Source organism: Desulforhopalus singaporensis (assembly GCF_900104445.1).
Lineage (GTDB): Bacteria > Desulfobacterota > Desulfobulbia > Desulfobulbales > Desulfocapsaceae > Desulforhopalus_A > Desulforhopalus_A singaporensis.
The window spans coordinates 175,050-193,888 of record NZ_FNJI01000002.1 but is presented as its reverse complement, the minus strand read 5'-3'; the positions used below and the strand labels follow the sequence as shown (position 1 = coordinate 193,888).

Sequence of the window (18,839 nt, the reverse complement as noted above, 5' to 3'; positions counted from 1 at the left end):
AAAAAAATCAGCGGTGTAACTTCCTATGCTCCAGATAGAAAAGCATGTCTTTGTTTCAGATCTTGACGAGGCGTATACTCTTTTGCTTGCCGATCCCACCAGCATGGTGCTGGGAGGCTGCGGCTATCTTCGTCTTGGCAACAGAAAGATCGGGACGGCAATAGACCTGACCAGGCTCGGGTTAAACAGGATAACCAGGACGAAAAACGTTATTGAAATAGGTGCCATGACCAGCTTGCGGGATCTTGAGACCGACCCCCACATCAACTCCCTGGCCGGCGGAATGTTGGGGCGAAGTGTTGCCCATATAGTCGGGGTACAGTTTCGCCGCGGGGCGACCATCGGCGGGTCGGTGGCCGGCAGGTTTGCCTTTTCAGACCCGGTAACCGCCTTGATGGCGCTTGACGCCGAGCTGGTTTTTCATCACCACGGCAGGATGATGCTCAAGGATTACCTTGAGGGCAGGGGGGTGCGGGACATCCTGACCAGGATCGTGCTTTCCACGGCGTGCATAAACGGTGCTTTTGTCAGCGTCAGGAGATCGGCGACCGATTATGCGGTGTTGAACGTAGCGGCGGCCAGGCGGAAAAAAAGATTTCGTATAGCTGTCGGCAGCAGGCCCGGCAGGGCTGTCTTCGCCGACGGCGCCGCAGACCATATCCAGCGGTACGGACTGTCCGAAAAAACCGCCGGCGAGGCCGGGACAATAGCGGCCGGGGAGGTGCCGCTGGGAGACAATCCCCGGGGGAGCGGGCTCTACCGGAAGAAGATATGTCCGGTGCTGGTGGCAAGGGCGCTCATGCAACTGCAGCACACCCGGGAGCCGGAGGAGGAAAATGATGCGGATTGACACAAGGATAAATGGCCGGGACGTGGTTCTTGAAATAGAAGAGGGTGAATTTCTCGCCAGGACGCTCAGGAGGTACGGGTATCTTTCGGTCAAGGAGGGATGTGAAACCGGCTCCTGCGCCCTGTGCACGGTATGGCTCGACAACAGCCCGGTACTTGCCTGTGCAACCTTGAGCGGCAGGGTTTCCGGACATGAAATAACAACCATCGAAGCTGTCGCCGAGGAAGCCGGGGCTTTCGCCGAATTCATGGTCGCTGAAGGCGCTGAACAGTGCGGATTCTGCAGTCCCGGTTTTACCATGACCGTACTTGCCATGAAACGGGAGCTGAAAAACCCCACGGATGAAGAGATAAATCATTATCTTGCCGGGAACCTCTGCCGCTGTTCCGGCTACAAGGGGCAGTTGCGGGCCGTCAGGAAGTTTATGGGGGTGAAATGATGCGCCACGTCGGTAGAAAAATACCAAAGATAGACGGGATAGCTCTTGTCAAGGGAGCTCCGGCCTATACCAGCGACCTCGATATCAACAACAATGCACTTACGGTAAAGCTTCTGAGGAGTCCCCATGCGTCGGCTGAAATCGTCGCCATCGATAAAAAACAGGCGCTGGCTGTTCCCGGGGTGGAGTGTATCCTCACCTATGAAGATGTGCCCGATACGCCTTTTACCCTGGCCGGGCAGTCGTTTCCCGAACCGTCCCCCTATGATCGCAGAATTCTCGATAAGTGGGTGAGGTATGTCGGAGACGAGGTGGCGATCGTCGCCGCCGTGGACGAAAAGACGGCCCTTGAGGCGATAGCAAAGATTCAGGTGACCTATAACGTGCTGCCCCCGGTACTCGACCCGGCCGAAGCCATCGGCAACCCGGTACTGGTTCATAGGAGTCAGCCGCACACCAATTTCGATATCGGTTGTGTTGCGTCCAAAAATATTGCCGCAGCGGACACCATTGGCCAGGGCGATGTGGAAGCGGTCCTGGCGTCCTGCGAGGTGGTGGTGGAAAGCCGGTATCGGACCCAGGCCCAGGCGCACGCAATGATGGAGACCTATCGTGCGACCACCTGTTTCGATGTCAACAACAGGCTGCAGGTGATGAGCTCCACCCAGATTCCCTTTCACGTACGGCGCCTGCTCTCCCGGGTGCTGGATATACCAAGAAGCAGGATAAAAATTCTCAAGCCGCGAGTCGGCGGCGGATTTGGAGGAAAGCAGACGGCGGCGGTGGAGATTTTCCCGGCAATGGTGACCGTTAAGACCGGTAAACCGGCCCGTCTGGTTTATACCCGCAATGAGAGTTTCTGCTGTACCACCAGCCGTCATGCGATGGAGCTTACGGTGCGGCTGGGATCGGACAGGCAGGGTAACATCAAGGCGGTCGACATCTACTGTCTCTCCGATACCGGGGCTTATGGTGAACATGCCCCGACGGTGTTCTGGGTGGTCGGCCAGAAAACCATGCCGCTTTACGCCGCGGCAAAGGCGTGGCGTTATCACGGACATGCGGTCTATACCAACAAGACTCCCGGCGGAGCGCTTCGGGGGTACGGGGCGACCCAGGGAACCTTCGCCCTTGAGTCGGCCATAAACGAGCTTGCCGAGAAGCTGGCAATGGACCCGGCCGAACTTCGGCTGCATAACCTGATCAGGGAAAAAGAGTGTCACGGCGCCCTGTGCGGGTCGGCTCCCGGCCACCCGGCAAGACTGGAATCCAGCTCCCTTGCCGCCTGTATCGAAAGGGGAAAGGAGCTGGTCGGCTGGCAGAAGAACTACCCGTGCCGCACGTCCGTGGACGGAACCAAAAGACGCGGCTACGGAATGGCAGTTACCATGCAGGGGTCCGGCATTGCCGGGATCGATACCGGCTCCGTCACCTTGAAGCTTAATGAAGACGGCTTTTTTACCCTGGCCCATGGTGCTTCTGATATGGGCCAGGGATCCGATACCGTCCTGTGTCAGCTGGCCGCCGATGTGCTCGAAGTGGAACTGGAGCAGGTGGTGGTGACAAGTTTTGATCTCGATACCCTGCCCTACGATCCCGGGGCGTACGCTTCAAGCGGAGCCTATGTTACCGGCAATGCGGCACTGCGGGCCGCTCTGGAGATGAAGGAAAAGATGTGTCTGAGCGCCGCCCGTCTGCTGGAGGTTGCCCCGGATGAGGTGCAATACCGAGACGGCAGGTTCCTGGCGGCAAAAGGCGAGTCGCTGACACTTTCTGAACTTGCCGGCAAGCTCTGTTCCTTTGCCGGAAAAGAGCAGCTTGTCGCCACCGGAACTTTCGGGGGGGCAACTTCTCCGCCACCTTTTGTTGCCGGGTTTGCCGAGGTGGAGGTTGACCTTATGACCGGGCAGTGCGACGTTGTCGATTACGTCGCACTGGTCGACTGTGGAACTGTTCTCAATAAAAACCTGGCGCGCATTCAGGTGGAGGGCGGGATCGTCATGGGGATAGGACTCGCTCTCTACGAAGATGTCCGCTATTCGGCCAGGGGGAGGCTTGCCACCGGCTCCTTTATGGAATACAAGATTCCAAGCCGTCAGGATGTGGGGGAAATCAGGGTCGAATTCATAGAGAGTCATGAACCCACCGGTCCGTTCGGCGCCAAATCAATCGGCGAAGTGGTTTGCAACACCCCGGCTCCGGCCATTGTCCAGGCGATCTACAATGCCACCGGATACCGATGTCGGCAGCTGCCGGCAACCGCCGAAAAAATTCTCCTGGCGCCTGGGCCGGGCGGGCAAAAACAGGTATGACCTCATGGTAACCACCAAGGGGGCGCAATTTCTTGACTGTTTCGGGCTGGCAACCGGACCTGGCAGGCTGATTGTCGCGCTTGTCGGGGCAGGCGGCAAGACCTCACTGATGCTCAGGCTGGCGGCAGAGGGGAAGGCGCTGGGAAAAAAGGTACTGGTGACAACCACTACCAGAATTTTTGTCCCGCCCCCCTCCTGTTATGATGAAATTGACCTGGAGGGGACGCTGTTTGGCGGGAGCCCCCGTGCAGGAGCAGGGGTTTTCGTGGCAGGAGTCCTCGATCCGCAACTGGTTGGACAGGACAAGATAAAGGGCTGCGACCTGCAGTTGCTCGCCCGGAGAGTGTCGCAATTTGACCTGGTCCTGATCGAGGCCGACGGCTCGGCCAAAAGAGCTCTCAAAGGCTGGCGTAAAACCGAACCTGTGGTGCCGCAATTTGCAACCCATACCGTGGGGGTGGTAGATATACAAAGTGTCGGCCAGCCGGTCTCTGACCAGTTGGTGCACCGGCTGCAGATATTTACAGAGCTCACGGGCGCAGCGGAAGGCGACCTGGTATCAGTACATCATCTCAAGAAGATGATCGAGTCGGACCAGGGGCTTTTCGGCAAGGCGCGCGGCGAAGAGATCCTCTATATAAACAAGGTCGAATCGCAACAAGACAGGGAAAATGGTGAGCGGCTGGCAGCGATTGCGGGCGGACGAAACGTTGTCTGCGGCAGTCTGCATGAGAATTTCTGCGCTGTGATCAGATAAGTGGTGTCACCAGCCAACAGCAGGTTTCTAGAGGAACAGGTATGGAAAAAAAGTAATTCAGGCCTTGTCACAAGCCTTGCAGGCGAAAGAGCCAGCGGCCCTAGTATCCGTTGTTGCCCACAGCGGGGCAAGTCGCGGAAAAAGAGGGGCCATAATGGTGGTAAAGAACGGCGGATCGGCAGAACATATGAAAAATGTAAAAAAATAGAGTCCTGATCAGCATGTCATTGGCGGCGGTAATTGGCGATAGTCACCCCGCACAGCACCAGCAGGCCGCCGACCAGGACCGCTGGTTTTATCGACTCGTCGAGGATCACCCACGCAAGCAGCAGGGCAAAGACCGGCACCAGGTTGATAAAGACGCTCGCCCGGGTGGCCCCAATTTTTTCTATTCCCCGATAATATAAGGAGAATCCGACAGCGGTGCCGAGTATTCCAAGGTAGCTGAGGTTGAGCCAGTCCCGGGGAGTGAGGGAGCCTACCCGGGAAAAAAGATCCGTATGTATCGCCGGAGGCAGCAGCAGCAAGGTGCCGATTATTGATGAGTAGCATACTGAAGAGAGCGGCGTCATGGACTTGAGCACCGATCTGCCGATAAGGGAATATGCCGACCAGCTTATTACGCAGCCGATGAGGGCAAATTCGCCGGGGCCGAAAATACCGGAGAATAGTTCTGCCGGATGGCCGTTGCTGATGACAATGACCGCGCCCATAAGAGATGTGATCACCCCGCAACCTTTGGCAAAAGTGAGTTTTTCAAGAAGAAGGGCGGCGCCGAGCAGGGTTATCACCAGGGGGGTAGAGGCGATAAACAGCGATGCGCGGCCGGCACTTATATAGTGCAGCCCCTTAAAGAAAAAGACGTTATAAGCAAAAACCCCTGTGAGTCCCAGCAGAAAAAGAGGAAGCCACAGTCTTGGAGGAGGAAGCTGCAGACGTTTTTCTTTTGCCAGAAGAAGGAGCAGCAGTACCGCAGAACCGATCACAAACCGCAGAAACGCCGCATGTTCGGGGGCAACCGAGCCAGCAAGCTGCCGACCGGCGACGAAGGTTCCTCCCCAGAGAAACGTGGTAAACACTAAAGAGAGACAGGTAAGAAGGTGCATGACGTGAGGGTGGATGAAATTGAAAATTTGCGGAAAAGACGTGGTCTGAGCAGAGCATATACATATTGTGGCTATTTAAGTCAAGTCCGTACCGATTGCGGATCTCCAGACACCGGTAGCAGGCGGCTGCTGCACGAAACAAGAGGGGGAGCGGATGAAAAAGAGGTTCAAGCTGAGTGCAGGAGAGCTGAGCTGGGTGCTCTATGATGTCGGCAATTCGGCTTTTGTGCTGGTGATCATAACCGCTCTCATGCCGATTTTTTTCAAGGATGTGGTGGCGGTGACGATGAGCGGGGCGGAGTCGACCGCCAGGTGGGGGTTTGCCAATTCCCTGTCCGCACTGGTCCTGGCGCTGCTTGCCCCGCTACTCGGGGCGATGGCGGATCACGGCGCGAGAAAGAAACAGTTTTTACTGTTTTTTTTGGGGCTGGGGGTTGGTTTTACCCTGCTTCTCACAACCGTCGGGGCCAACCAGTGGCTCTATTGTCTATTCCTGCTGGTAATCGCCAGGATCGGCTGGGGAGGCGCCAATATATTCTACGATGCATTTCTCGTCGATGTGGCCACTTATGAGCGGATGGACCGCGTATCGGCGCTGGGGTACGGGTACGGTTACGTGGGCAGCGTCGTGCCGTTTGTTCTCATCATCGGGCTGATATTTTCTGCCGGAATTTCCGGGGGACTGCCGGTGCACGAGACCAGGATGGGGTTCGCTGTCGTGGCACTCTGGTGGCTGGGGCTGTCGGTGCCGCTGGTACTCAACGTCAGGCAGCGATACCGTACTGCCGATGGCAACGGCTCTGTCATTTACGGACTCAGGCGGGTGGCGGCAACCTTTCTGGAGATCAGCAGCCACCACCAGATATTTGTTTTTCTCGCCGCGTACTTTTTTTATATCGACGGTATTGGAACCCTTATCTCAATGTCCACCGCCTACGGAATAGATCTCGGGTTCAGCCCGGCAATGATGCTGGTGGTGCTGCTCTTTATCCAGCTTGTGGCTTTTCCCTCTACCATCGTCTATGGCTGGTTATCGGGTCGTTTCGGAGTAAAAAACATGCTCTATTGCGGGATCGCCATCTACATCGTTGCAACCGTCATGGGCTTCTGCCTCAGCTTTGAGCTGCAACCGCTGGTGCGGAGCTGTCTGTTCTGGGCGGTGGCTTTTTTGATCGCCTCCGCCATGGGCGGGATGCAGGCGTTGAGCAGGAGCTATTTTGCCAGGTTGATCCCGGTGGAAAGAAGTGCTGAATTCTTCGGGTTTTACAATGTGTTCGGAAAATTTGCGGCGATCAGCGGACCGCTTCTCATGGGCCTTGTGGCCGCTGCCACCGGTCAGAGCCGCTGGGGGCTCTTGTCTATTCTGGTATTGTTCGCGGCAGGCGGTCTGCTGCTGGCAAGGGTTGAAGATCCCGGCCTGGACGGTGATTAAGAACCGTCCAGGCCGGGCCCTGTCTGTCAGGATGTTACTGCGCTTTCAGCACGCAGGAGTTCAAAAGATCCTTTATTTTTTCGATATCCTTGAGCTTTCCGTAGACGGTGATGACGTCTCCGGGATTCAGGGTGGTGTCCCCTCTGGGAATAATCATCTGCCCGCCGCGCTTGATCGAGACCATGTTGATGGTTTCCGGCAGGTCAAGGTCTTTGAGCCGGGCGTTGTTGCAGCTGTCCTCTTCCTTGAGGACGAAATCAACATATCCGTTTTCTTTCGCTTTTCTCAGTTCGACCTGATGCTCGACGATATGGCCCCGCTGTTTACGTACCAGACCGACATCGTAGGCGCGAAGTATGTCGCTGCGGCTGATAATTCCGCACAGACTGTTGCTGCCATCCCTTGAGACCACGGGAAGCCTCGCCAGGTCCCTCGGCGACATCTTCTGGATGGCGAGCCAGATCGGTTCGTCGGGGAAGATCGTTATCGCTTCTTCAACCGCAATATCGGATACCTTGAGGCCCTTGGAACTGAAGTTTTCTTTTGACTGTTCCCGGTGAATGTCCTGCAGCGTGATGATGCCCCACAGCTTGTTGTTGTCGGCGAGCACCGGGAAACCGAGCAGGTTGGTCTCCTGGAACAGAGCCATCACCTCGGAAAAGGACGCATCCTTGTGGATAGTAACCGGTTTGCTCCTCATAACCTCGCTCACCTTGACGCCCTGCATTATGTCCATATCGCGTCCCTCGAAGAACCGGACACCGCGTTTGGCAAGCTTGATGGTATAGATTGATTCGGGGTGAAGCCACTGGGAAAAATAGCTTGCGGTAACTCCTGCCACCATCAGCGGCAGAATCATGAAATAGTCGTTGCTCATCTCGAACACGATGAGCATTGCGGTAAGCGGTGCCCGGGCGGTCGCCGAAAAGAGTGCGGCCATGCCGACCAGGGCAAAGGCTCCCGGGTTGGTGACGATCGAAGGGAACAGGTTGGAAAAAAGATGTCCCATGGCCCCGCCAAGCATGGCACCGATAAAAAGTGACGGCGCGAAAACACCCCCGGAATTTCCGGAACCCAGGGTAAACGAGGTCGCAAGCGGTTTGAGGAATATAAGAACGACGAGTATCCATACGGCGGCGTTGTTCTGGATCGCCGCTTCAATAAATGGGAAGCCCGCACCGTACATATGCGGAATGGGGGTGTCCAGACCGCCGCCGTGGGCTCCGGAACCTGCGGGAAAAGTCAGGTTGGGCAGGTTCATGTACACCAGGCCGAGAAGGCCGAGCAACAGCCCTCCTATTGACGGTTTGACAAGTTGCGGCATTTTCCAGTCGTCGAAGAGATTTTCCGAAAAGTCGAGCATCTTGATGAACATGATCCCCACCAGGGCGGCGGTGAGCCCCAGGATCAGGTAGAGCACCATCTCATAGGAACTGTTGATGTGGTAGGCGGGAACCTGGAAGGCAAATTTATCGCCGATAATGGTTCTGCTCACAACCGCAGCGGAGACTGCGGCGATGACCACGTTGCCGAACGCGCGCATCTGCAGACCGCACATCAGCACCTCGATTGCAAAAGCGACGCCGGCGATAGGCGCGTTGAAGGTCGCGGCAATTCCCGCTGCGGCTCCGCAGGCCACGAGGTTTCTGATACGTTCGTCGGAAAGATGCAGGACCTGCCCCAGAGCCGAGCCGAGGGCGGCGCCGACCTGGATGATAGGACCCTCGCGTCCGGCGGAGCCGCCGGTGCCGATGCAGAGTGCCGACGCGGTGATCTTGGCAGCTGCGACCCGAGGGCGGATGCGTCCTCCGCGAAGCACGAGAGCCTGCATAACCTCTGGTACTCCGTGGCCTTTGGCTTCCTGGGCGAACAGGATCAACGGGCCGACCAGCAGACCGCCGATTACGGGGACGATTACATAGATCCATTTGCCGATACCGGGAATGAAACTGACGACATTGCCGTAGAAAAAGTCCTGGATGCCGAAGATCAGTTCGACGAAAAATACCGAGGCAAGGCCGGTGGTTGCACCGACGATTACACTCAGAATAAGCAGTAGGAGCCCTTCCGGCGGGGCAAGGCGGTCAAGATACCAGCTGAAGGATGAACGTTTGGGAGTCATTTGTCAATCCACAAAAAAATATCGCCGGAAAAGATACAACGATAATCGTATATCTATCCGGACGTATCTAATAAAAACAATTACCACGAAAACAATGAAACCGTGCGGGCAATTGCACCCAAACCTTTTTTTTTAGCTCGTTTAGAGATGAGATTCAAGCATTATTTGGGCCATCGGCTCCCGGGGCGATTATTTCATGACCCAGGTGAGTGGCAGGTTGGCAAGTCGTCTTTTTGGGAGGAAATAGCCAGATCCTCCCTTGCGTGTGGTAACTATCAGGAGTGGAACACTTTTTCGTGGCCGCTTCTCTGTTTTGCCAGGGTGGCTGCTGCAGCATCACGCAGTAACGCTGCAGCAGGCCGGTTGCAGGTGTCAGAACATGTGGGCGAAAGCTTGCCGCGCTTTCTGCCTCAGCACCATATCCATCACCACCAGGGCCGCCATCGATTCTACAATCGGCACCGCCCGCGGCACCACGCAGGGATCGTGTCTTCCTTTTGCTTCAAGCACCGCTTTCTCTCCGACAAAATCGACGGTGTCCTGCGGCAGGGAAATGGTTGCCGGTGGCTTGAAGGCGATGCGCAGGGTGATCGGTTCGCCGTTGGCGATACCTCCCTGGATGCCGCCTGAATTGTTGGTAACCGTGCCAAGCCTGCCGTCCTTGAAGGTGAAAGGGTCGTTATGGATTGAACCGCGCTGGCGGGTACCGGAAAAACCGGAACCGACTTCAAATCCCTTAGTGGCGGGGATTGCCAGCATCCCCTGGGCCAGTTTAGCCTCAAGTTTTTCAAAGGTGGGCTCGCCGATTCCCGGCGGAACACCCCTGATGACACAATTAACGACACCGCCGATGGAATCGCCCATCTCCTTGAGGTCGGCGACATAGGCTTCCATGCGCGAGGCCGCCTCATTATCGGGACAGCGGATGGTAGTCTGTTCCACCTGGTCCCGGGTTATGGTCTCGGGGTCTGCGGCTTGCGACTCTATCTCCCCGACACTGCTGACCCAGGCGACAATTTCGATACCGTATGTTTCGCGGAGTATTTTGTCCGCCACCGCGCCGGCAGCCACCGTACCAATGGTCTCCCGGGCACTGGAGCGTCCGCCGCCTGAAGAGGCGCGGATGCCGTATTTGGCCTGGTAGGTGTAGTCGGCGTGGGACGGTCTGGGGATGTCACGCATGGAACTGTAATCCTTGGGGCGCTGGTCTTTGTTGGCAACCTGCAGACTGATGGGGGTCCCCAGGGTCTTGCCGTTTTCCGTACCGGAGAGTATCATCACCTGGTCGGGCTCCTGTCGGTCTGTTGAGATCGCACTCTGGCCGGGGCGTCGCCTGGACAGCTGAGGCTGGATATCGTCTTCGGTAAGGGAAAGCCCTGGGGGGCAGCCGTCAATCACAACTCCTACCGCTTTGCAGTGGGATTCTCCGAAAGTGCTGACTCTAAAAAGCGTACCAAAACTGCTCGACATGTTGTTTCTCCTGTTTTTCTCCGACCGCTCTGCTTTTTTTTCGCAGCAGCGGCCTGAAAATGATGCGGTAAAAAAGGTTAAGTGTTCCGCAGCAGAACAGAACCGCGAAGCCGTCGGATTACAAATCCATAAATAATATCATAAACCATGCTACAATGGTTATGAAATGATGTTTTGTAAAGCGGAGGTATTGATTGAGGAAAAGATCATGACCGGTTCCTATGTAAAACTGTATAACACCGGCCAACTTCGCCAGATAGCCAAGCGGGCGGTTGCGCTCCTGGAGTCGTGCTCTCTTTGCCCGAGGGAGTGCGGAGTGAACCGGCTTCAGGGAGAAGCGGGGGTATGCCGAACCGGCCGATATGCAAGAGTGGCGAGTTATGGTCCCCATTTCGGCGAGGAAAGCTGCCTGGTCGGATCACAGGGCTCCGGAACCATCTTCTTTTGTGGATGTAACCTGCTCTGCAGGTTTTGCCAGAACTACAGCCTGAGCAGGGATTCCGACCCTGACTGCACCGAAGTTGATGCGTCCGGGCTTGCGGAGTTGATGATCCTGCTGCAGCACAGGGGATGTCACAATATCAATTTTGTCACTCCCACCCACGTGATCCCGCAGATCCTTGAGGCGCTTATCGTCGCGGTCGGCTCAGGCCTTACGGTCCCCGTGGTGTACAACTGCAGCGGCTATGAAAAGGTGGACAGTCTGGTGCTGCTGGAAAACGTTGTCGATATCTATATGCCCGACGCAAAATTTTTCCGCGCTCAAAGCAGCGCGGCGCATACCGGCTGCGCCGACTATCCGGTGAGGATGAAGCAGGCCATAGTCGAGATGCAGCGTCAGGTGGGAGACCTGGTGGTGGGTCCGTCGGGCGTTGCCGAACGCGGCCTTCTGGTCCGTCACCTGCTGATGCCAAACGGGCTTGAGGATACCAGGGAGCTGGTTCGTTTTCTTGCCCGGACCATTTCCAGGGACTGTTACCTCAACATCATGGACCAGTATCGTCCATGCGGAGAATATAGCGGCGGGGACGGGCCGGAGGATTGCAGCCACCCGATATCGCAGCGGATGTATGAAAAAGCGATGCAGCTTGCTGAAGACGCGGGATTGCGCCGTCTTGAGCGAAAGGATCTCGGCTCGCTGCTGGCCCGGCTTTTGATCCGCTCCGATCAAAAACAGAGATAGGTCCCCCGTTTAACCATACCGTTCCTGCGAACAGGGGACACCGGTGAAAAAAGTTGCATCCCAGGGGGTGTGGTGCTACTCTCAACCGAATTATCGCCAGCCTCGCGCAGAGTGCGGGCAGGTTTTATTTTTTTTACGATCCGTTATCATCTCTATCCCGGCTACGATCCCTGTGATGTCACGTCTTGCCAAAATTATCACCATCTGCTGTTTACTGTCGATTCTGTCGCTCCATGAGTCGAGGGGCGGTACCCTTTCGTCCGACCGGATGACCATTCTTGAGTCCCTTGAAATTGCCCTTGCCAACAGCGACATGGCCCTTGACCTCAAAGACCGTATCAGGCTCAGCGAGATGGATGTAGAGAGTGCAGAACACAGGTTTGATACCAAGGTGGTGCCGCTGACCTCGTTTGGGGTCACCCAGGGTATCGGGGCGCAGCAGGTCGGGATTGAAATGCGCAGGGAAACGGATATCGGCGCCTCGGTCGCATATGGTATAGTGGGCAATTCCATCGACGAGGGTTCCGACTATGTTATCGAGAACTCAAAGAACGCCAAAGCATACGTGCGGGTGGCGCAGGGAATCTTGCGGCGCTGGGGAAAACAGTATAACCGCAGCGATGTGACCCGGGCTGAGCTGGACAATGAGCTGGAGACCATCAGGGGCGAAAGAGACAGGCAGACGATCATTTTAAATACCATCCAGAGCTTTTATGATTTGGTTCTGGCAGAACAGCTGCTGGAGACGGCCCAAAAATCGTTGTCGCGCAGCCAGGCCCATCTGGAGATGGCGGGTTCCAGACAGGAAGTGGGGCTGGTGTCGAAGATCGATGTCTATCGGGCCGAAATGGCGGTGTTCGATGCCGAAAGCGATGTGGAGCGGCGGCAGCGGCAACTGCAGACGGCAAGGGATAATTATCGTGACATTCTCGGCCTTTCAGATGACACTAACATTGCAGTCGATAACCGCATCAGCAAAGTTTCCCCGGTCATGCCAGAGCAATGGGAAGACCAGCTGCTGGAAAAAAGGTACGACTGGCAGGCGCACCTGGTTGAAATCGACAAACAGCAGGAGGAACTGTCTCGACTCAGGCGTAATCTGTTGCCGGATGTGGGGCTCAGCTTCACCGTTGAACAGAAAGGAAGCGGGGACTCCGCCGATGAGGTGCTTGAGCTGGATATCACCAACTGGTCGGTCCAGCTCCAGCTGCTCTCGTCGCTGGATACCTTGAGTGAAGAACAGGCGCTTGTGCGCGGCAGAATGGTCAGCAATAAGCTCAGGCGCCAGGGAAGCCGGCTGAAGAACCGGATTTACAGGGAGGCTCGCCGGGCCATTGAGGACTACTACTCCGAACAGCGGGAGGTGCGGCTCAGCGGGATGAAACAGGAACAGGCCGAAGCGGCGCTGGAGCTTGCCAGGTCGAGATATGAAAAGGGGCTTGGCAGTAATCTCGACGTGATCGACGCGCAGAGCGAGTACTCCAATGCCGAGATAACTTCCCTGCGTTCCCTGGTCGCCGCGAACATCGCGGCGTTCAAGGTGGCCTACAGTCTCGGGACCCTGAACAGGCAGTGGGTCAGCCTGGCCCTGGCAACAGAGGAGTTGGCGGGGGAGAGCAATTGAGGTGCCGGCTATGAAGAGGATAATGGTCCGTCCGCCGCTGATTCTGTCCGCTCTGCTTCTGCTTGTTGCCGCTCTCGGACTGGTCTACCTGTTTTTATGGGAGCGTGATGGCGACGGAGTCGGCGGGGTGCAGCATGTCGTTAAACGCCGCAGTTTCCCGCTGCAGATAGTGGAACGGGGGGTTATCGGTCCGGCCAGGACAACCCCGGTAACCTCCAGGATCCAGGGGAACCTGGCGAAGATTGTCTGGTTGATCAAGGAAGGCAGTACGGTCAGCAAGAAAGACCTGGTGGCCCGGTTTGATCCCAAGCCGTTCGTCGATATTCAAATCAAGGCGGAGCAGGACTACCGGGACGCCGAGGCGACATATCTCGCCGCCCAGAAACTGCTTACTCTGCAGCAGGAGGAAGAGGCGGGAAAAATTGAGGAAGCGGTCCGCAAGGTTGAAATCGCCGAGATTGAAGCGATGAATATCAGAAAGGGTTCCGGCCCGCTCAAGCGTAAAATGCTGGAACAAAAGCTTGGCCAGGCCCTCCGGCAGCAGCAGATATGCAGCAAGGAACTCGACGATATGAGCGCTCTTCTGAAGAAGGGTCATGTGAGCGTCAGCGAGCGGGATAAGGCCAAGGATAAGGACGCGACGGCAAGAGAGCAGGTGGTGGTGGCGCAGACCGAGCTTGATAATTTCGACACCTATGCCTGGCCGCAGATGGTGCGGGAGGCTGAGCTCATGGTCAGCGGTGCCAAAAGCAACCTTGAGAGAACGCGCCGTACCGCTGAGCTGCACATAGGCAATAAAATGGCGGAGGTGGAAAAATATCGCCGAAAAATGAACAGCAGCCGGACGGCTCTGGACCGGGCCGTGGAGGATGTTGAAAACTGCAGTATATCGGCCCCGGCTGCCGGGATCATCCTCTATGCCGAGGTGGCCCGGGAGACAGGCCGCAGAAAGATTCAGCTGGGGGACACGGTATGGTTCGGGCAGACGTTCCTGACCATCCCCGGGACCTTCGAACTTGTGGCCGACGTACAGGTCCGGGAGGTCGACGTCACCAGGCTCACCACGGATATGCCGGCAGAAATTGAAATAGACGCTTTTCCCGACCGGATATTTCCGGGAAAGGTCGCCAGGATAGCCTCTCTGGCAAAAGTGGATGACGACAACGCTCATATCCGCCGTTTTCCCGCCAGGATAAGCCTGGAAGGTGATTCCTCGGGCGTACACGTCGGTATGTCGGCGACCATAAAGATCGTCTACGACCGGGTAGAGGACCGGGTTGCCGTACCGATCAGCAGCATCGTTTACCGTGACGACAAAACGTTCGTCAAACGGCTGAGCGAAACTGTTGCGGATGAGGTTGCGGTGCAGCTTGGCAGGAGGGGCGGCATGCTGGTTGAAATTGTCTCCGGGCTTGAGCCCGGAGATATTATCCTTGCGGAGGGATTCTGAGTTTCAGTCTTACCGGGTCGTGCTTATAGCCACAGATATCCATAAAACATTTGATTCCGGCAACAGCGGCAAAGAGGTGCTGGACGGCGTCTCCCTTGCGGTTTCCCCCGGCGACTTTGTCATGATTACCGGAACGTCCGGTGCCGGCAAGTCGACGCTGCTGCATATTCTCTGCGGGCTGGACCAGCCGACCTCGGGGGAGGTCTTTTTTGACGGCAACCCTTACTCGACCTTATCCGCAGGGGAGTCATCGCGTCTGCGGGGCGAATGTTTCGGCTTCGTGTTCCAGACCCCCCATCTGCTCATGGATAGAACGGTGTTTGAGAACGTCACCCTGCCTTTTTGTTACGGACCGAAGATAACAAAGTCGGAGATTGGGCGGCGATGTATGGATATTCTTGAGTATGTCGGGTTGGGCAAGGATGGGGGCAGGTACCCGGCGACTCTTTCTGGCGGGGAACTGCAGCGGGTTGTGTTCGCCAGGGCACTGGTCCGCGAGCCGCGGGTTATTTTCGCTGACGAACCTACCGGGAGCCTTGACCGGAAAAATTCTCTCAACATGCTGGATCTTCTGAAAAAAAAGTCTGAACAGGGGTGCGCTGTGGTTATGGTTACCCACGATCACAGCCTCAAATCATACGGGACCCGCTTTCTGTCCCTGGATAAGCGGTGAGACGGAGTCGCGATGCTCTATATTCTCAAGGTCGATGTGGCGGATGCCTGGAAATGCCTGGTCCGGCAGCCGCTGAGGTCGTTTCTTTCAAGCCTCGGGATCGCCATCGGGGTTGCCGCGATCGTGGCAATGCTTTCCATCAGCGAGGGGGCAAAGCGGCGGGTGGTGATGACCATCGACTCCCTCGGCATGAGTACGCTGAGAATCGAGCCGCTTGGCACATCCGCCGCTGACGGGGCAAACTCAGGGAAGTTGACGGGCATTACCCAGGATGATCTTGAGCTGGTGTCGACCTGGCTTGGCGGCAGGGGCAGCGCGGCCGGGTATGTCAAGCAGGAGGGCGTCGAGATAGGACTTAAGACCAGGATTCAGGTGGCCACCGTTGTCGGTATAACTCCTTTATGGCAGCTTGCCGAGGACATTTACCGGGAAGCGGGGCGCAACCTGGTTCAGGCCGATTTCGACAACCAGGAAAACAACTGTCTGATGGGCAACGAACTGGCGGTGCGGCTCGGGACACGCCCTCCGGTACAGATCAGGTATGGGGGACGGGCGGCAACGGTGGTCGGACTGTTGCACCAGAAGGGGCGTCTTCTCACCGAAGGAACCGGTCTTAGCGCCCTTGATTTTGACAACTCACTGTTCTGTCCGGTTGCCACCGTCCCCTACACCCGGGTGGTAGGCGGCCGGGAACTCCTTGACGGTATGGTGGTGACGCTGAACATCGTCAAAGAACAGCAGATTCTCTCTCTTGCCGGGCAGGTGAACCAGCTCCTCATAACCAATCACCGGGGGGTGCGCGATATCAACCTGGTGGTGCCGGTAAAATTGCTCCGCGACGCAAAAGAAAAGCAGCGGATCTTTTCCGTGATCATGGTCACCATAGCCGGTCTTTCTCTTATCGTAGGCGGAATCGGGATAATGAACATGATGCTCGCCAACATCGCCGAGCAGACCAGGGAGATCGGGCTGCGTATGGTGCTGGGAGCGAGCCGGGCAAGGATTGTCGGATTTTACCTGCTTGGCGCCATGGTCCTGACTCTTTCGGGGAGTTTTTTCGGGGTGTTGTCCGGGATAGTCCTGTCATACCTGATCCAGTTCTTTGTCGGCTGGGATGTTGCCATTTCCCTGCCCGGCTTGGTGGTGGCACCCGGTACCGCCATCCTTGTGGGGTTGCTGTTCGGCAGTCATCCGGCGTTTACCGCCGCCTCACTGCAGCCCGCCGAGGCTCTGCGTCAGGTGTAACCCCGACCTAGCCCGGTTACGATATTTTTTGATGTTGAAGTTAGCAGGTGAATTTAGTATTAAAATACACGTTTTAGCAGGCCTGACCCGGATCATACCACAGTGCACCCGCAGCGGGTAAAAGTTTTGGTAAACTCAAGAAGCGAAATCTCCGGCAAGTTGCGTAGTTGTCGGAACGGGTTCCTTTGTAGGCCGGCCGATCTTGCGGCGTCTGCGGCGGCGCCGAATTGATGTTGACAGCTTCCCTGTCACCATCGATTTGACTCCGCACACACCCCAACCTCGACCTGTCATGGTTTCCGGGTCTGGAAGAATAAATTCTATTCAGGAAAACATGATTATGAAAAATTCAAATGCGTCACTCAATCACTGGGGAGCAAAATCAAAAATCTTTGTGCTGGCAGTCTCCGCTCTGTTTCTCCTGCAGAGTCTTGAGCCCGTAAATCTCTTTGCCCAAAAAAGTGAAACGCCGACCGCACAAGCGCAGATAGAAGAGCAGGACGCGGCAGGTGTCGCCACCGAGGAAGCGGACGCCGTCGTCACCGGGGAGGCGGATGTTGCAACCTCTAAGGAAGCGGATGGCGAACAGGAAGAGGATGGCGAGGGTACCTGGGCAGGGTTGTCAACCTCGGCTAAAGTCGGCATCAGCGCCGGCGCGGTAGCGGTTATCGGTCTGGGAATAGGACTTGCTGCCGGCGGCGGCTCTGGCGGCGACGGAGAGGTTCGTCTCACCGCCGAGCAGGTCCAGGGGGTCTGGAACGCGGAGGGAAAAAGATTCGACGGCACCAGCAGTTATACCGGCCAGTATAATTTTTATACCCTGGGAAGACACTCCTACGACCTCTATACCAGCAGCGGCGAGCATAAAGTCGGCGGCGGAACATGGCGTTTTGACGTCGAATCACAGCAACTCGTCATGTACAACGATACCGGTTCCACTTATGTCGGAACTGTAACCGGGGGCAATACGGCTACGATGAAGACAACCGATGGCCGCTGGACAACGGTTATTACGAGATAGTCCCGCTTTTTTTCGCAGCCCGGTCCGGCCTCCACCAGGGAGGCCGGACCGGGTGGTCCCACCCGTCTGGCCTGGTAACCATCGCCGCTCTTCCCGCTGTCAGTAGTCCCGGTACCACCTGAAATCTTTTTGAAAAGAGACCGGCCCCAAATAGTGCACCGCGGAACAATTATCTGCGGGCGGATCGACTCGATCGAATTTCACCTTCATTTTTTCGCGGCTTCACGATACAATGAGTCATTAAAACATTTTCGACACATTTCAAACAAATTCAATCGGTACGGAAGTATTCTGGTGTGAACTGCTGCTCCGGGCTACCACTACTGGGCAGCATGTGGCGGGAAGTATCTTACTCACCTCAAACCAAGGAGAATGCCAATGTCTGAAAGCGTTTACAAAATTATTGAAATGGTTGGCTCAAGCCCTGACAGCTGGGAAGATGCCGCACAGAATGCGATCAAGTCCGCCGGCCTGAGTCTTCGCGATCTCCGTATTGCCGAGGTTGAAACCCTTGACCTCAAGATTGAAGACGGCAAGGGAGTAACGTACAGGGCAAAAGTGAAACTTTCTTTTAAAATTCTCTCCGAATGATCTGTTCCCATGATCGTCCTCCTCGTCGGGATGGTTGTAAGTTTTGATCAAAACGGGAATTTTCAGCGGTTGGAGAACGATACTGTCCGGTCAGCCCGAAACGGCTAGTGCTGATTTGCCAGCTGTTTACGGGCTGACAGTTTTGCCCCTATCAGTTCCGAGTGGGTGAGGCGCAGCAGGTTCGCCAGTTTGTGGGCGAAGTGGTCTTCGTGCTGTTCGAGATGACCGTCGATGAGAATAATGCGCCAGACCGCTTCCATCATCTCGATTCTCTGTTCTTTGGTCATGGTGTTATTCAGGTACCTGGTGAACCTGAACAGATCCACAGACTCCCTGCGCTCGGTATCGCTCTTGTCGAGGAAGTCGTCTATTTCCGATCTGGTGATACCACATTCCTTTACCAGGGTCGCAATCATGTGCTCTTTTTCCAGGTCAGAACACTCTCCGTCAACGTGGGCGGCCTCGAGCAGCAGCACACAGAACGGGATCTGGGGATCTTCTATTGCCGGAGGAGTTTTGGCTGTTTTGTTAACGAACAGTTTTTTTATGGCACCAAGCATTGTT

At 56.2% G+C, this 18,839-nt stretch carries 17 protein-coding genes; 13 read left to right on the top strand and 4 right to left on the bottom strand.

The features are described from left to right. The first annotated feature begins 25 nt into the window (after window positions 1-25). The 5 genes from BLQ17_RS01980 to BLQ17_RS23630 all read left to right on the top strand — a co-directional run bounded on the left by BLQ17_RS01980 (window position 26) and on the right by BLQ17_RS23630 (window position 4,566). Window positions 26-850: an FAD binding domain-containing protein gene (locus BLQ17_RS01980; protein WP_092219236.1), complete on the top strand. Its 825-nt coding sequence runs from the start codon at window positions 26-28 to the stop codon at window positions 848-850. Beyond that, the gene (locus tag BLQ17_RS01975) at window positions 840-1,289 is read left to right on the top strand and encodes a (2Fe-2S)-binding protein (protein WP_092219335.1); all 450 of its coding nucleotides are present in this window, start codon (window positions 840-842) and stop codon (window positions 1,287-1,289) included. Before BLQ17_RS01980 ends, BLQ17_RS01975 begins: the two co-directional genes overlap by 11 nt. After that, window positions 1,289-3,601: a molybdopterin cofactor-binding domain-containing protein gene (locus BLQ17_RS01970; protein ID WP_092219333.1), complete on the top strand. Its 2,313-nt coding sequence runs from the start codon at window positions 1,289-1,291 to the stop codon at window positions 3,599-3,601. The genes BLQ17_RS01975 and BLQ17_RS01970 overlap by 1 nt, the downstream gene beginning before the upstream one ends. Beyond that, the gene (gene yqeC / locus BLQ17_RS01965; protein WP_092219234.1) at window positions 3,513-4,358 is read left to right on the top strand and encodes a selenium cofactor biosynthesis protein YqeC; all 846 of its coding nucleotides are present in this window, start codon (window positions 3,513-3,515) and stop codon (window positions 4,356-4,358) included. Before BLQ17_RS01970 ends, yqeC begins: the two co-directional genes overlap by 89 nt. 64 nt (window positions 4,359-4,422) lie before the next feature. Then, a complete protein-coding gene (locus tag BLQ17_RS23630; RefSeq protein ID WP_176761035.1) occupies window positions 4,423-4,566 on the top strand; it encodes an XdhC family protein in 144 nt (47 codons plus the stop codon). A gap of 16 nt (window positions 4,567-4,582) precedes the next feature. Here the strand turns inward: BLQ17_RS23630 and BLQ17_RS01960 are convergent, their stop codons facing one another. Further along, window positions 4,583-5,464, bottom strand: coding sequence for a DMT family transporter (locus BLQ17_RS01960; RefSeq protein WP_092219233.1), 882 nt, complete (start codon window positions 5,462-5,464; stop codon window positions 4,583-4,585). A gap of 154 nt (window positions 5,465-5,618) precedes the next feature. On the opposite strand from BLQ17_RS01960, the gene BLQ17_RS01955 reads away from it, so the two are divergent. Further along, a complete protein-coding gene (locus BLQ17_RS01955; protein WP_092219231.1) occupies window positions 5,619-6,896 on the top strand; it encodes an MFS transporter in 1,278 nt (425 codons plus the stop codon). Window positions 6,897-6,930: 34 nt separating this feature from the next. Here BLQ17_RS01955 and BLQ17_RS01950 read toward each other — a convergent pair whose 3' ends face one another. Together BLQ17_RS01950 and aroC are read right to left on the bottom strand one after the other, a co-directional pair. Further along, window positions 6,931-9,018, bottom strand: a complete 2,088-nt coding sequence (locus BLQ17_RS01950) for a chloride channel protein (RefSeq protein WP_092219229.1) — start codon at window positions 9,016-9,018, stop codon at window positions 6,931-6,933. Window positions 9,019-9,390: 372 nt separating this feature from the next. After that, complete coding sequence (gene aroC, locus BLQ17_RS01945) at window positions 9,391-10,488, bottom strand: chorismate synthase (RefSeq protein ID WP_092219227.1); 1,098 nt, start codon at window positions 10,486-10,488, stop codon at window positions 9,391-9,393. 208 nt (window positions 10,489-10,696) lie between these two features. Between aroC and BLQ17_RS01940 the strand changes: the two genes are divergently transcribed. The 7 genes from BLQ17_RS01940 (at window position 10,697) to BLQ17_RS01910 (ending at window position 18,275) form a co-directional block, all read left to right on the top strand. After that, the gene (locus tag BLQ17_RS01940) at window positions 10,697-11,671 is read left to right on the top strand and encodes a radical SAM protein (RefSeq protein ID WP_092219331.1); all 975 of its coding nucleotides are present in this window, start codon (window positions 10,697-10,699) and stop codon (window positions 11,669-11,671) included. Window positions 11,672-11,714: 43 nt separating this feature from the next. Continuing rightward, window positions 11,715-13,295 carry a TolC family protein gene (locus BLQ17_RS01935; RefSeq protein ID WP_143005413.1) on the top strand — a complete coding sequence of 527 codons (1,581 nt, stop codon included), beginning with the start codon at window positions 11,715-11,717 and terminating at the stop codon, window positions 13,293-13,295. Between the two features lie 10 nt (window positions 13,296-13,305). Next, the gene (locus BLQ17_RS01930) at window positions 13,306-14,745 is read left to right on the top strand and encodes an efflux RND transporter periplasmic adaptor subunit (RefSeq protein ID WP_092219223.1); all 1,440 of its coding nucleotides are present in this window, start codon (window positions 13,306-13,308) and stop codon (window positions 14,743-14,745) included. Then, the gene (locus BLQ17_RS01925) at window positions 14,729-15,418 is read left to right on the top strand and encodes an ABC transporter ATP-binding protein (RefSeq protein ID WP_176761034.1); all 690 of its coding nucleotides are present in this window, start codon (window positions 14,729-14,731) and stop codon (window positions 15,416-15,418) included. Before BLQ17_RS01930 ends, BLQ17_RS01925 begins: the two co-directional genes overlap by 17 nt. Window positions 15,419-15,430: 12 nt before the next feature. Beyond that, the gene (locus tag BLQ17_RS01920; RefSeq protein ID WP_092219219.1) at window positions 15,431-16,663 is read left to right on the top strand and encodes an ABC transporter permease; all 1,233 of its coding nucleotides are present in this window, start codon (window positions 15,431-15,433) and stop codon (window positions 16,661-16,663) included. Window positions 16,664-17,003: 340 nt separating this feature from the next. Continuing rightward, window positions 17,004-17,684 carry a hypothetical protein gene (locus BLQ17_RS01915; protein WP_092219217.1) on the top strand — a complete coding sequence of 227 codons (681 nt, stop codon included), beginning with the start codon at window positions 17,004-17,006 and terminating at the stop codon, window positions 17,682-17,684. Between the two features lie 378 nt (window positions 17,685-18,062). Next, window positions 18,063-18,275 carry a dodecin family protein gene (locus tag BLQ17_RS01910; RefSeq protein WP_092219215.1) on the top strand — a complete coding sequence of 71 codons (213 nt, stop codon included), beginning with the start codon at window positions 18,063-18,065 and terminating at the stop codon, window positions 18,273-18,275. A 104-nt stretch (window positions 18,276-18,379) separates the two neighbouring features. On the opposite strand, the gene BLQ17_RS01905 is transcribed toward BLQ17_RS01910, so the two are convergent. Then, entirely contained in the window at window positions 18,380-18,835 is a 456-nt protein-coding gene (locus BLQ17_RS01905; RefSeq protein WP_092219213.1) for a tellurite resistance TerB family protein, read from the bottom strand. Window positions 18,836-18,839 lie beyond the last annotated feature (4 nt).

Coding starts and splice junctions, on each gene's coding strand:
- BLQ17_RS01980 (WP_092219236.1), top strand. CDS start 26: ATGCTCCAGATAGAAAAGCATGTCTTTGTTTCAGATCTTGACGAGGCG.
- BLQ17_RS01975 (WP_092219335.1), top strand. CDS start 840: ATGCGGATTGACACAAGGATAAATGGCCGGGACGTGGTTCTTGAAATA.
- BLQ17_RS01970 (WP_092219333.1), top strand. CDS start 1,289: ATGCGCCACGTCGGTAGAAAAATACCAAAGATAGACGGGATAGCTCTT.
- yqeC (WP_092219234.1), top strand. CDS start 3,513: ATGCCACCGGATACCGATGTCGGCAGCTGCCGGCAACCGCCGAAAAAA.
- BLQ17_RS01960 (WP_092219233.1), bottom strand. CDS start 5,464: ATGCACCTTCTTACCTGTCTCTCTTTAGTGTTTACCACGTTTCTCTGG.
- BLQ17_RS01955 (WP_092219231.1), top strand. CDS start 5,619: ATGAAAAAGAGGTTCAAGCTGAGTGCAGGAGAGCTGAGCTGGGTGCTC.
- BLQ17_RS01950 (WP_092219229.1), bottom strand. CDS start 9,018: ATGACTCCCAAACGTTCATCCTTCAGCTGGTATCTTGACCGCCTTGCC.
- aroC (WP_092219227.1), bottom strand. CDS start 10,488: ATGTCGAGCAGTTTTGGTACGCTTTTTAGAGTCAGCACTTTCGGAGAA.
- BLQ17_RS01940 (WP_092219331.1), top strand. CDS start 10,697: ATGACCGGTTCCTATGTAAAACTGTATAACACCGGCCAACTTCGCCAG.
- BLQ17_RS01930 (WP_092219223.1), top strand. CDS start 13,306: ATGAAGAGGATAATGGTCCGTCCGCCGCTGATTCTGTCCGCTCTGCTT.
- BLQ17_RS01920 (WP_092219219.1), top strand. CDS start 15,431: ATGCTCTATATTCTCAAGGTCGATGTGGCGGATGCCTGGAAATGCCTG.
- BLQ17_RS01915 (WP_092219217.1), top strand. CDS start 17,004: ATGAAAAATTCAAATGCGTCACTCAATCACTGGGGAGCAAAATCAAAA.
- BLQ17_RS01910 (WP_092219215.1), top strand. CDS start 18,063: ATGTCTGAAAGCGTTTACAAAATTATTGAAATGGTTGGCTCAAGCCCT.
- BLQ17_RS01905 (WP_092219213.1), bottom strand. CDS start 18,835: ATGCTTGGTGCCATAAAAAAACTGTTCGTTAACAAAACAGCCAAAACT.